The organism is Micromonospora sp. CA-263727 (assembly GCF_050942455.1).
Classification (GTDB): Bacteria; Actinomycetota; Actinomycetes; order Mycobacteriales; family Micromonosporaceae; genus Micromonospora.
The window spans coordinates 6,436,983-6,449,453 of record NZ_CP192031.1 but is presented as its reverse complement, the minus strand read 5'-3'; the positions used below and the strand labels follow the sequence as shown (position 1 = coordinate 6,449,453).

General features: G+C 71.8%; 12 protein-coding genes and 1 pseudogene. 4 read left to right on the top strand and 9 right to left on the bottom strand.

What is annotated here, in order from left to right:
• Window positions 1-4 precede the first annotated feature (4 nt).
• From ACQPYA_RS28330 to ACQPYA_RS28320, 3 genes are all read left to right on the top strand, one after another.
• Window positions 5-742: an alanyl-tRNA editing protein gene (locus ACQPYA_RS28330; protein WP_433530064.1), complete on the top strand. Its 738-nt coding sequence runs from the start codon at window positions 5-7 to the stop codon at window positions 740-742.
• Window positions 743-805: 63 nt separating this feature from the next.
• On the top strand, window positions 806-1,240 hold the full coding sequence (locus ACQPYA_RS28325) for a VOC family protein (RefSeq protein WP_433530063.1): 435 nt from the start codon (window positions 806-808) through the stop codon (window positions 1,238-1,240).
• 70 nt (window positions 1,241-1,310) lie between these two features.
• Window positions 1,311-2,225 (top strand): SDR family oxidoreductase, encoded by a 915-nt coding sequence (locus tag ACQPYA_RS28320; protein ID WP_433530062.1) that lies wholly within the window; start codon window positions 1,311-1,313, stop codon window positions 2,223-2,225.
• A gap of 170 nt (window positions 2,226-2,395) precedes the next feature.
• Here ACQPYA_RS28320 and ACQPYA_RS28315 read toward each other — a convergent pair.
• The 5 genes and pseudogenes from ACQPYA_RS28315 to ACQPYA_RS28295 form a co-directional block, all read right to left on the bottom strand.
• Window positions 2,396-3,358 (bottom strand): annotated as a pseudogene (locus tag ACQPYA_RS28315) (helix-turn-helix transcriptional regulator); the annotation flags it as partial.
• A 4-nt stretch (window positions 3,359-3,362) separates the two neighbouring features.
• A complete protein-coding gene (locus ACQPYA_RS28310) occupies window positions 3,363-4,013 on the bottom strand; it encodes a response regulator (protein WP_433530061.1) in 651 nt (216 codons plus the stop codon).
• A complete protein-coding gene (locus ACQPYA_RS28305) occupies window positions 4,010-5,281 on the bottom strand; it encodes a sensor histidine kinase (protein ID WP_433530060.1) in 1,272 nt (423 codons plus the stop codon). Before ACQPYA_RS28305 ends, ACQPYA_RS28310 begins: the two co-directional genes overlap by 4 nt.
• A 22-nt stretch (window positions 5,282-5,303) precedes the next feature.
• The gene (locus ACQPYA_RS28300) at window positions 5,304-6,038 is read right to left on the bottom strand and encodes an ABC transporter permease (protein WP_433530059.1); all 735 of its coding nucleotides are present in this window, start codon (window positions 6,036-6,038) and stop codon (window positions 5,304-5,306) included.
• Between the two features lie 10 nt (window positions 6,039-6,048).
• Complete coding sequence (locus tag ACQPYA_RS28295) at window positions 6,049-6,957, bottom strand: ABC transporter ATP-binding protein (RefSeq protein ID WP_433533662.1); 909 nt, start codon at window positions 6,955-6,957, stop codon at window positions 6,049-6,051.
• 152 nt (window positions 6,958-7,109) lie between these two features.
• Here ACQPYA_RS28295 and ACQPYA_RS28290 point away from each other — a divergent pair, with 152 nt between their 5' ends.
• The gene (locus ACQPYA_RS28290; protein WP_433530058.1) at window positions 7,110-7,901 is read left to right on the top strand and encodes an EI24 domain-containing protein; all 792 of its coding nucleotides are present in this window, start codon (window positions 7,110-7,112) and stop codon (window positions 7,899-7,901) included.
• Window positions 7,902-8,106: 205 nt separating this feature from the next.
• Here the strand turns inward: ACQPYA_RS28290 and ACQPYA_RS28285 are convergent, their stop codons facing one another.
• From ACQPYA_RS28285 to ACQPYA_RS28270, 4 genes are all read right to left on the bottom strand, one after another.
• Window positions 8,107-9,114, bottom strand: a complete 1,008-nt coding sequence (locus ACQPYA_RS28285) for a LacI family DNA-binding transcriptional regulator (protein WP_433530057.1) — start codon at window positions 9,112-9,114, stop codon at window positions 8,107-8,109.
• A gap of 19 nt (window positions 9,115-9,133) precedes the next feature.
• Entirely contained in the window at window positions 9,134-10,507 is a 1,374-nt protein-coding gene (locus ACQPYA_RS28280; protein ID WP_433530056.1) for a GH1 family beta-glucosidase, read from the bottom strand.
• Window positions 10,504-11,337 carry a carbohydrate ABC transporter permease gene (locus ACQPYA_RS28275; protein ID WP_433530055.1) on the bottom strand — a complete coding sequence of 278 codons (834 nt, stop codon included), beginning with the start codon at window positions 11,335-11,337 and terminating at the stop codon, window positions 10,504-10,506. The genes ACQPYA_RS28280 and ACQPYA_RS28275 overlap by 4 nt, the downstream gene beginning before the upstream one ends.
• A gap of 76 nt (window positions 11,338-11,413) precedes the next feature.
• On the bottom strand, window positions 11,414-12,421 hold the full coding sequence (locus tag ACQPYA_RS28270; RefSeq protein WP_433530054.1) for a carbohydrate ABC transporter permease: 1,008 nt from the start codon (window positions 12,419-12,421) through the stop codon (window positions 11,414-11,416).
• Window positions 12,422-12,471: the final 50 nt, after the last annotated feature.

Here is a 12,471-nt window from a genome sequence, read left to right as displayed (position 1 = left end):
TGTCATGGGCGTCACACATCACGGCCGTACGCACCGCCTCGACCTGGCCGACCCGACCCTGCGCGAGTGGCGGTGCACGGTCCTGCACAGCGACCCCGAGCAGGGCATCGTGCTGGACCGCTCGGCGTTCTACCCGGGCGGTGGCGGGCAGCCACCGGATCACGGCGTGCTGCTGTGGCAGGGGGTGCAGACCCGGATCGTCGGCACCCGCAAGGCCGACGACCTGTGGCTGATCCCGGCCGAGGACGACCCGCTGCCGCCGGCCGGCAGCACGGTCACCGGTGCGGTGCAGGACGAGCGGCGGAGCCGGCTGATGCGTACCCATTCGGGGTTGCACGTGCTCTGCGGGGTGGTGTTCCGCGACTTCGGCGCGCTGGTCACCGGCGGCAACATGGAACCCGGCGAGGCCCGGATGGACTTCAACCTGCCCGAGGTGCCGGCCGACTTCAAGACCCGCATCGAGGATCTGGTCAACGCCGAGGTGGCCGCCGACCGGTCGGTCGCCACGCGGGTGCTGCCGCGTGCCGAGGCGCTGGCCCTGCCGGACATCATCCGTACCCAGTCGAACCTGATCCCACCCGACGAGGTGGAGGTCCGCATCGTCGACATCGTCGGGCTGGACGTGCAGGCCGACGGGGGGACACACGTCGCGTCCACCGCGCAGATCGGCAAGGTGCGGGTGGTCAAGGTGGAGAGCAAGGGCCGCGCCAACCGCCGGGTCCGTATCCGCCTGGTGGACTAGCTGGCGCCCCGTACCGCCGGTTACCTCGTGGAGGCGACGGAGGAGAGTCTCTATGGTGGTCCGATGGTGTCAGTCAAGCAGTTCCAGGTCACCTTCGACTGCGCGGAGCCGGAGCGGGTCGCGCGTTTCTGGTGCGAGGTGTTGGGCTACGTCGTGCCGCCGCCACCGGAGGGGTTCGCCAGCTGGGACGAGTTCGACCGCGCGCTGCCGCCGGAGCGGCAGGGCTCGGCATTTGCCTGCGTCGACCCCTCGGGCGTGGGCCCGCGACTGTTCTTCCAGCGCGTACCCGAAGGCAAGGTCGTAAAGAATCGGGTGCATCTCGACGTTCGGGTCGGCACCGGGCTTGTGGGCGAGCAGCGCTTGGCCGCCCTTGAGGCCGAGTGCGCCCGCCTCCTCCCGCTCGGCGCGGTACGCGTGCGACTGCTGCGTGCCGACGGTGTCAACGAGTCGTGCCTCGTGATGCAGGACGTCGAGGGCAACGAGTTCTGCCTCGACTGAGCGGCCACGCGGAGCGGGAACCAGCGAAACCTGACTTCGGTTGTCAGGTATCTCTGGCAGCGTGCTGTCCATGACGAAATCGCTGACCGGAAAGGTGGCGCTGGTCGCCGGGGCGACCCGGGGCGCCGGCCGGCAGATCGCGGTCCAACTCGGCGCCGCGGGTGCCACTGTCTACGCGACCGGCCGCAGCAGCCGCGCCGGCCGCTCCGAACTGGACCGGCCGGAGACCATCGAGGAGACCGCCGAACTGGTGACTGCGGCCGGCGGCACCGGGATCGCGGCGCGGGTCGACCACCTGGTGCCCGACGAGGTGCGGGCCCTCGTCGCCCGCATCGACGCGGAGCAGGGCCGGCTGGATGTGCTGGTCAACGACGTGTGGGGCGCCGACCCGCTGATCACCTGGGAGAAGCCGGTCTGGGAACAGCCGCTGGACGCCGGCTTCCGTACGCTCCGGCTGGCGGTCGACACCCACGTGATCACCAGCCACTTCGCCCTGCCCCTGCTGATCCGCCGCCCCGGCGGGCTGGTGGTGGAGATCGGTGACGGCACGAAGGCGTACAACGACGACAACTATCGGCTCTCGGTCTTCTACGACCTGGCCAAGACCTCGGTCAACCGGCTCGCCTTCAGCTGGGCGCACGAGCTGAAGCCGTACGGCGGCACCGCCGTCGCGCTCAGCCCGGGATGGCTGCGGTCCGAGGCGATGCTGGAACACTTCGGCGTCACCGAGGAGAACTGGCGCGACGGCGCGGCCACGGACCCGCACTTCCTCATCTCGGAGACTCCGGCGTTCGTCGGGCGGGCGGTCGCCGCCCTCGCCGCCGACGAGGACCGGAACCGGTGGAGCGGCCGGTCGGTCTCCGCCGGTGAGCTTTCCACGGTGTACGGCTTCACCGACGTCGACGGCAGCCAGCCCGACGCCTTCCGCTACATCGTCGAGGTGGTCGACGCCGGCAAGCCCGCCGACGTCACCGGCTACCGCTGACCGTCCCGGCGGTCACTGCCGCTCCGGCCGGAGCCGGTGTCGCGGTCACTCGCGGTGCCGGCCCCGCCGGGGAAGTCGCGGGTACCGGTGCCGGCCCCGCCGGGGGAGCGGCCGGCTCCGGCGGGGGAGAGTCCGGCCTCGGCGGGGGGAAGTCCGGCCTCGGCGGGGGCGTAGAGCGCGGCGGTGCGGGTGGCCGCCCCGGCCAGCCGCGCACGCAGCTCGGGTGGGTCGAGCACCTCCGCCTCCGGCCCCAACCCGAGCAGCTGGGCGTACGCCACGTCGACGGACTCGACGGGCAGCCGGGTGGTGACCCAGCCCTGCCCGTCGGGCCCGGACGCGGCGGCGACTGCCTCCTCGTACCCGAACGGGATGTCGGTCAGCTGCCGGAGCCAACGCAGGCCGGCGGGGCTCAGCCGGAGCGTCACCTCGGCCCGCAGCATGCCCCGGAGGAACGACTCGGCCTGCGCCTGCCAGTATCCGGAGAGGTCGAAGCCCGGATCCCGGTCGAAGCTCTCCGGGTGCGGCTCGACCCCGGTGACCCGCTCCACCCGGTAGGTGCGCAGGTCCGCGCCGACCTGGCCGATCAGATACCAGATCCCGCTCTTGAGCACCAGGCCGTACGGGCGGAGCCGCCGGGTCACCTCCCGCTCCCCGCGCCGGTAGTGGAGCGTGACCACCTGGTCCCGCCAGACCGCGCCGGCCAGCTCGGCCAGCCATGGCGGCGGCGCGGTCTGCTGGTACCAGCCGGGCACGTCCAGGTGGAAGCGCTGCCCGGTACGCGCCGCGGCATCCCGCAGGCTGGGCGGCAGCGCGGCGAGGACCTTCAGCTGCGCGGTCGCGACCGCGTCGGCCAACCCCATGTCGCCGGCCGGGCCGGGCAGCCCGGCGAGGAAGAGCGCCTCCGCCTCGTCCCGCGTCATCCCGGTCAGCCGGGTCCGGTAACCGCCGAGCAGCCGGTAGCCGCCGGCCCGTCCCCGGTCGGCGTAGACCGGCACCCCGGCGGCGGAGAGCGCCAGCACGTCCCGGTACACCGTCCGCTCGGAGACCTCCAGCTCCCGGGCCAGCTCCGCCGCCGTCATCACCTCCCGTGCCTGCAACAACAGCAGCAGCGAGATCAACCGCGCGGCCCGCATCCGCTCACCGGCCGCCGGGAGTGAGCAGGCCCCGGTCGTACGCGGCGGCCACCGCCGCCGCCCGGTCGTTGACCCCGAGCTTGGCGTAGACGTGCAGCAGGTGGGTCTTGACCGTGGCCTCGCTGATGAAGAGCCGGGCAGCGGTCTCCCGGTTCGACGAGCCGCGCGCCACCAGCGTGAGCACCTCCAGTTCGCGCTGGCTGAGCGGCTCCTCGGCCGGCTGCCGGGGGGCGCGCAGGCGGCCCATCAGCCGCCCGGCCACGCTGGGCGAGAGCACCGAATCACCCCGGGCGGCGGCCCGCACCGCCCGGACCAGTTCGCCGCGGGGCGCGTCCTTCAACAGGTAACCGGTGGCGCCGGCCTCGATCGCCGGCAGCACGTCCTCGTCCGTGTCGTACGTGGTCAGCACCAGCACCTTCGCCGGACTGCCCGAGCCGACCAGTCGACCGATCGCGGTCACCCCGTCCATCCCGGGCATCCGCAGGTCCATCAGCACCACGTCCGGGCGCAGCGTCGCGGTCAGGGCCAGCGCCTCGACCCCGTCCGCCGCCTCGCCGACCACCTCGAAGCCGGGGTCGCCGGTGAACATGCCCCGCAGACCGTCCCGCACCACCGGATGGTCGTCGACGATCAGCAGGCGTACCGGATCGGTCATCCGGCACTCCCGGGGAGCGCCGGCACGGAGGCCGAGACGGCGGTGCCGCCGCCCGGCTCGGACTCGACGTCCAGCCGGCCGCCGACCCGGGTCACCCGCTGCCGCATGGCGGTCAGGCCGTAGCCGCCGTCCGGTTCCCGCGCCGCCGGCACGTCGGTGACGTCGAAGCCCGTCCCGTCGTCGCGGACGTCCAGGGTCACCACGTCCGACATGTACGACAGGGTCAGCCCGACCCGGGACGCCGCCGCGTGCCGGGCCACGTTGGCCAGCGCCTCCTGGGCGGCCCGGAGCAACGTCACCTCGATCTCCGGGTGCAGCGGACGGGGCGTGCCGGTGGTGCTGACGCTGGCCGGTACCCCGTGCAGGGCCGACCAACGCCCGCCCAACTCGCTGAGCACGTCCGGCAGCCGGGCGGTCTCCAGCGGCTCGGGGCGCACGGCCCGTACCGAGCGGCGTGCCTCGGTGAGGCTCTCCCGGGCCAGGCTCAGCGCGTTGTCCACGTGCCGCCGCCAGTCGGCGGACCGGTCCCGGGTCTGCTCGGCCGCCTCCAACTGAGTGATGATGCCGGTCAGCCCCTGGGCCAGGGTGTCGTGGATCTCCCGGGCCATCCGCTGGCGCTCGTCCAGCACACCGGCCTCCCGGGCCTGGGTGATCAGCTGGGCGTGCAGCCCCTCGTTCTCGCGTACCGTCTCGGCGAGCTGGCGGTTGGCCGCGGCGAGCTCCTCCACCAGCAGCTTGCGGTGCGTGCTCTGCCGCTCGGCGACCAGGCGGAACCAGCTCACGCCGCTGGCCACCAGCACGTTGAAGAGCACCAGCACCAGCCAGAGTGGCCAGTTCGTCGCGGCGCTGACCAGGCCGCCGGCCTGTGCGGTGGCGACCAGGACGGCGGTGGCGACCACCCCGGCGAACGCCCACTTGCCGGGCAGCGCGAGGAAGGCGTGCAGGAAACCCACCCAGGCGAAGAAGGCGTACCACGGGTTGGCGAACACCAGGGCGGCAGCGAACGCGAGCAGCCCGACGTAGTAGACCACCATCAGCCCGCGCCGACTCTGCCAAGCCGGGTGCAGGGTGAGGAACCAGGCGACCCAGCACCCGGCCGCCGCGGCCATGGCCAGGGTGACCGTCACCGGGAGGCCGCCGGGTGCCGGCGCGACGGTGGCCAGCAGCGCGCCGACGGCCAGCCCGGCGTAGGGCAGCAACCGGTACAGGCCCGCCTCCCGCGCCAGCCAGCTGTCCAGCCGGTCGGCCTCGTTGCTGCTGCTGGTCATCCCGGCCCCGCTCACTCTCCGTTCACTCCCAGCGGAACAGTTTCGCCGCGCCGGCGCTGGCCGCCACGGCGATCACCGCCATTATCCCCAGGTGCAGCGGGTGCGGCGCGGTGCCGGTCCAGGCGTCGAGCAGCGCCTGCACCCCGGGCGGGGTGTAGGCGCCGATCTCGGCCAGGAAGTCGGGCAGCAGGAACCGCGGCAGGTAGACCCCGCCGAAGAACATGATCACCATGAACAGTGGTACGGCAAGTGCCTGGGCCGACTTGGCGGTCCGGGCGACCGCAGCGACCACCAGCCCCAGCGCGAGCAGGGCCGCCGTGCCGAGGACGAGGGCCGCCGCGAATCCGAGTGGATGCTGCGGCAGCGGGGAGCCGAACGCGAGCCGGGCCACCAGGGCGAGCAGCACCGCGCTGGTCAGGATGGCGACGAGGGCAAGCACGAGCTGAGCGGCCAGCAGCGCCAGCGGGCTGGCCGGGGTGGTGGCCAGCCGCCGCAGGATGCCGCGTTCCCGATACGTGGCCAGCACCGTGGGCAGGGCATTCACGCCGACCATCGCCAGCGTCAGCACCAGCAGCGACGGCGTGAAGTACGTGACGAAGGACTGCCCGCCGAAGTTCGGGTCGGGCTCGCGGAGCGCGGGGATGAGCCCGAGCACCACCAGGATCAGGGTGGGCAGTCCGATGGTGAGCACCAGCGTCGGGATGTCCCGCAGGTGGAGCTTTGCCTCAGTCTTGAGGATCTGGCCGAAGGCGTGCATCGTGTTCCCCTCAGTCGCTGAGCCGGTGCCCGGTCAGCTCGACGAACGCGTCGTCCAGCGTGGCCTGCTCCAGCCGTAGGTCGGCGGCGATGATCTGGTTGCGGGCGAGTACCGAGGTGACCGCGTGCAGCACGTCACCGGTGCCGGTCACCACCACCTGGCGGCCGCTGCGGGTCACCGCGCTCACCTGGGGCAGGTCGGTGAGGAGCCGGTCGTCCAACGGCGTCGACGGGCGGAACCGGATCCGCTGCTCCGGCGCCACGGAGGTGACCAGCCCGGCCGGGCTGTCCAGCGCCACCACCCGTCCCTGGTTGATCAGCGCCAACCGGTCGCAGAGCCGCTCGGCCTCCTCCATGAAGTGGGTGACCAGCACGATCGTCACCCCGCCGTCGCGTACCCGCTCGATGAGACTCCAGGTGTCCCGGCGGGCCTGCGGGTCCAGCCCGGTCGTCAACTCGTCCAGGATGGCGATCTTCGGGTTGCCGACCAGCGCCAGCGCGATGGAGAGCCGCTGCTTCTGGCCGCCGGAGAGCTTGTCGTACGGCGTGTTCCGCTTCTCACCCAGGCCCAGCTCGTCGATCAGCCGGGCCGGGTCGGCCGGGTCGCGGTAGAAGGACGCGTACAGTTCCAGCGCCTCCGCGACCCGGAGCCGGTCGGGCAGCTGGCTCTCCTGAAGCTGCACGCCGACCAGCTGGCGGAGCCGGGTGGCGTCCCGGCGGGGATCGAGCCCGAGCACCGACACCCCGCCCCTGTCCGGGGCGCGGAGCCCGGCGACACACTCCACAGTGGTGGTCTTGCCGGCGCCGTTCGGCCCGAGCACGCCGAAGATCTCCCCGGTCTCGACGGTGAACGAGACGTCGTCCACGGCCACCGTTCGGCCGTACCGCTTGTGCAGGTTGGTCACCTCGATGACCGGCATGACGCCGCCCTTCCGCCGTCGGTGTTTCGCGTACCCGTCCAGGGTCGCGACGCCGGCCCGGCGGCGAATCGACCAGCCGGAGGTGATCTTGAGCAGCTCCGGTTGACCCGGGCGATCCATCAATCGGTTGATGCGGCCGTACCCTCGTGCACGTGGACGCATCCGGGATCCCCGGCACCGCCGCGAGCGCCGCACGTCGCTTCGCCGGCGGCGCCGCGCTGCTGCTGCGCGGCATCGGTCTGTACGTACGCAGTCCCGGTCTGATGCTGCTCGGCGTGGTGCCGGCGCTGATCTCCGGGGCGGTCTTCCTCGCCGCGTACGCCACCCTGCTGTTCTTCGTCGGCGACCTGGCCGCCGTGGTGACCCCGTTCGCCGACGACTGGCCGGCGCTGGCCCGGAGCCTGGTCCGGCTGATCGCCGCGCTCGCCTTCCTCGGCCTCGGCGGCCTGCTCACGGTCCTCACCTTCACCGCCGTCACGCTGGTCATCGGCGACCCGTTCTACGAGAAGATCTCCGAGCGGGTGGAGGAGCGGTACGGCGGCGCCGCCGACGCGATCGAGGTGCCGTTCTGGCCCTCGCTGCGCCGCAGCACCGTCGATTCGCTGCGCCTGGTGGCCCTGGCCGCCCTGTTCGGCATCCCACTCTTCGCCGCCGGCTTCATCCCGCTCGTCGGCCAGACCGTGGTGCCGGTGATCGGTGCGGCGGTGGGTGGCTGGCTACTCGCCGTGGAACTGGTGGGCGCGCCCTTCTACCGTCGGGGCAAGCGGCTGCCGGACCGCCGGGCCGCGTTGAAGGCCGATCGTGCTACCGCCCTCGGCTTCGGGGTGGCGGTCTTCGTCTGCTTCCTGATCCCGCTCGGCGCGGTACTGCTCATGCCGGCCGCGATCGCCGGTGCCACCCTGCTGGCCCGCCGCTCGCTCGGCCAACCGATCACCGAGGACTGACGGGGACACGCCCGCCTCCCGGGTCACCCTCGCCAGCCGGCGGCTTCGAGCGCCGCGCGGAGCTGCGCCGCGACCTCGGCCGGGCGGTGCCCAACCGGATCGGATGTCCGCCGAAGCGTAGCCACACCGGCCGCCGCCCACCACAGCTGTTAATAGGGGGCCCCTCCTCTACCGGAGGCGTTAATAGGGGGCCCCTCCTTACACCTCAGGCGGAGTCGCGGAGGATTAGTTCGGTGGGGAGGATGAGGGCCGGCTCGACGGGCTCGCCGGCGGCTAGGCGGAGCAGCAGCCGGGTGCCCTGCCGGCCGAGTTCCAGTATCGGCTGCCGGACGGTGGTCAGCGGGGGGTCGGTGTACGCGGCGGTCTCGATGTCGTCGAAGCCGATCATCGCGACGTCCTCCGGTACCCGCCGTCCCGCCTCGCGCAGCGTACGCAGGGCGGCGTGCGCCATCAGGTCGGAGGCGGCGAAGACGGCGTCCAGGTCGGGATGGGCGGCGAGTAGTTGGCGCATCGCCGCCGCCCCGGATTCCCGGGTGAAGTCGCCGACCGCCACCATCTCGGGCAGCCCGGCGGCGGCCACCGTGTCCCGGTAGCCGGCCAGCCGTTCGATCCCGGCGACCATGTCCTGCGGCCCGGCGATGGTGGCGATCCGGCGTCGTCCGCTCTCGATCAGGTGCCGCACCGCCCGGGTCACCCCACCGACCTGGTCGACGTCGATGTACGGGACGTCCGCCCCGTCGAGCGGCCGGCCGCTGCACACCACGGGAATGCCCAGCGCGGCCAGCTTGGCGGGGAGCGGGTCGGCACCGTGCAGCGAGGCGAACAACACGCCGTCGACGTGCCGGCCGGTGGTGTACCGCTCGACCCGTTCGTGCCCGGCCGGCGAGCCGGCCAGCATCAGCACCAACTGCTTGTCGGCGGCCTCCAGCTCCTGTGCGGCGCCCCGGATGATGCCGGGAAAGACCTGGTCGTCGGAGAAGACCCGGGTGGCCTCCTCCGGCATGACCAGCGCGATCGAGTCGGTCCGCTGGGTGACGAGGGTGCGCGCGGCCAGGTTCGGCACGTACCCCAACTCGGCCACCGCCTGGCGGACCGCCTCCCGGATCGGCTCGGCGACCGTGGTCGAGCCGTTGACCACCCGGGAGACGGTGGCCCGGGACACTCCGGCCCGTCGTGCCACCGCTTCCAGAGTGGGCCGCTGCGCCCCCGTCATCGGAGATACCACCTCGTCGTCAAAGCCCGTTCCGGGAGATCACCTCCTGGTACCACCGGGCGCTGGACTTCGGTGTACGCCGCTGGGTGAGGTAGTCGACGTGCACGATGCCGAATCGCTTCCGGTACCCCTCGGCCCACTCGAAGTTGTCCAGCAATGACCATACGAGATAGCCGCGCAGGTCGACGCCCCGGGCGATCGCCTCGTGCGCGGCGCGCAGGTGGCCGTCGAGGTAGGCGATCCGGTCGGTGTCCAGCGTCGGGCTCGTCGCGTCCGCGGCGGCCTTGTCCGGGAAGGCCGCGCCGTTCTCGGTGATCAGCAGCGGCACCGCCGGGTAGTCGGTGGCGATCCGCTCCAGCAGCCGGGTCAGCCCGGCCGGCTCGATCATCCAGCCCATGTCGGTCAGCGGCCCGACCGGCGGCAGGAACTCCACCGCTCCCTTGGTGCCCGGGTACGCGCCGCCACCACCGGCGCCGCCCGGCCGCCCGGCCACGTAGGTCGGTGCGTAGTAGTTGATTCCGAGCAGGTCGATCGGCGCGGCGATGATCTTCTCGTCGCCGTCCTGGACGAACGCCGGTTCGACGATCCGGGCGACGTGCTCGCGGACGTCGTCCGGGTACCCGCCGACCAGCAGCGGGTCGAGGAAGATCCGGTTGTGCAGGCCGTCGACCAGGCGTACCGCGTCGGCGTCGGCCGCGCTGTTCGGGTCGGCGGGGCGGACGTCGGCCGGGTTGAGGGTGATGCCGACCCGGCTGGCGCCGCCCGCCCGAAGCGCCTGCGTGGCCAGGCCGTGCGCGAGCAGCAGATGGTGTACGGCGGTGAAGGCCGCGCCCGGATCCTGCACCCCGGGTGCGTGCACCCCGTTGCCGTAGCCGAGGTACGCCGCGCACCACGGCTCGTTGAGCGTCGTCCAGGTGCCGATCCGGTCGCCGAGCCGGGTGTGCACGGCGGAGGCGTAGGTGGCGAAGTGCTCGGCGGTGTCCCGGGCGGTCCAGCCGCCCCGGTCCTGCAACGTCTGCGGCAGGTCCCAGTGGTAGAGGGTGACGATCGGGTCGATGCCCCGGCCCAGCAGCGCGTCGGTCAGCCGGTCGTAGAAGTCCAGGCCGCGCGGGTTGACCGGGCCGGTGCCGTCCGGCTGGATCCGCGGCCAGGACACCGAGAACCGGTACGCCTGGAGGCCCAGCTCGGCCATCATCGCGACGTCGTCGGCGTACCGGTGGTAGTGGTCGCAGGCGACGTCGCCGGTGTGCCCGGCGTGGACCTTGCCGGGGGTACGGCTGAAGGTGTCCCAGATCGACTCGCCGCGCCCGTCGTCGCGGGCCGCGCCCTCGATCTGGTACGCGGCGGTCGCCGCGCCCCAGAGAAAGTTGTCGGGGAACCGTAGTTCAGTCACGCCTTCACCGCACCTTCCATGATCCCGCCGATGATCTGGCGGCCGAACAGGACGAACACCAGCAGCAACGGCAGCGTGGCGATGGCCGTACCCGTGAACACCTGGGACATGTCCTGGTAGTAGCCGTCGGACAGGGCCCGCAACGACAGCTGCACGGTGGGATTCTCCGGGTCGTTGAGCACCGCGTACGGCCACAGGAAGTCGTTCCAGGTGGTCATGAAGGTGAGCAGGCCGAGCACGGCGGCGGCCGGACGCAGGGCCGGCACCACCACGTTCCAGTAGATCCGGGCGGTGCCGCAGCCATCCACCCGGGCCGCCTCGATCAGCTCGGTGCTGACCGCCTGGCCGGCGTACTGCCGCATCATGAACACCCCGAATCCGGTGACCAGCGCGGGCAGGATCACCGCGGGCAGCCGGTCGCTGAGGTTGAACTTCGTCATCAGCATGTACAACGGGATGATGCCGAGCTGGGTGGGCACCATCATCGTCGCGATGATCACCATCAGCAGCGCGTTGCTGCCCCGGAACCGCAGTTTGGCGAAGGCGAACCCGGCGAGGGTGGAGAAGAACACCACCGAGACGGTGACCGTGGTCGCCACGATCGCCGAGTTGATCAGACCGGCCAGGAAGTACGCGTCGGTGTTGGCGAAGAGCCGGGAGATGTTGGCACCGAGGTTGCCGCCGGGGGTGACCGGCGGCGGCAGCTGTCCCATCGCGTCGCTGGACCGGCTGGCCACCACGAACATCCAGTAGATCGGGAAGACCGACAGGACCGTGGCGGCGATCAGCGCACCGTACGTCAGCGGGCTGGCCCGCCACAGCCGGCTCATCGCGCCACCTCGCTTCGCTCGGCGTCACGACGAGGCCCCAACGCGCTGAGCCGAAGGACTCGCTCGCTGCGCTCGCTCATCGGGAGCCTCCCTTCCGCTTGCCGCTCTCCGCCCGCCCGCCGGTGCCGAGCCGGCGGATGATCAGTACGTTGATCGCCGCCACGATGGCGATCAGGGCAAAGAGCAGCCACGCCACCGCCGAGCCGTAGCCGAAGTTGTAATAGGGCGCGAAGGCGTTCTCGAACATGTACATGGTCATCGTCTGTGACTCGCGGAGCGTTCCGCCCCGGATCGGGTTGGTGCCGGAGTGGAACATCCGGGGTTCGGTGAAGAGCTGGAGCCCACCGATGGTGGAGATGATGACGCAGAAGATGATTGTCGGCTTGAGCAGCGGCACGGTGACGGACCAGAACTGCCGGGCCCGGTTCGCGCCGTCGATGGCCGCCGCCTCGTAGAGGTCGCGCGGGATGGCCTGCATGGCGGCCAGGAAGATCAGCGCGTTGTAGCCGGTCCACCGCCAGTCGACCATGGTCGAGATGGCCACCCAGGAGGCGAACCGGTTGGACTTCCACCCGATCGCGTCGATGCCGACCATGTCGAGCAGCCAGTTGACCATGCCGAACTCGCGGCCGAACAGCACGCCGAAGACGATCGCCACCGCGGCTGTGGAGGTGACGTTGGGGACCAGCACCGCCATCCGCCAGCCGGTACGGAACCGCAGCTGGCGGTTGAGCAGGTTGGCCAGCCAGAGCGCGAGGAGCAGCTGCGGCACCGTGCTGATGACGAAGATGCCGAGGGTGTTGACCACCGAGTGCCAGAAGTCGCCGTCGGCCAGCAGCCGGGTGTAGTTCTCCGCGCCGACGAAGGGATGGTCGGTACCGAGCAGGTCCCAGTCGTGCAGCGAGACCCAGAAGGTGTACGCCAGCGGCCATGCCCCGAAGACCGCGAAGACCAGGAAGAACGGGGCGATGTAGAGGTAGGGCGAGTACTTCGCGTCGATCCGGCTCAGCCGGCCGGCCCGCCACTGGCGGGTGTTGCCCGATGCCGGTGTGGCCGGCGGTCGCGCGTCGAGCTGCAACGCCATGACCCGTGAACTCCTTTCCAGGCCCCCGCCCCGCGCCGACCCAGGGCTGG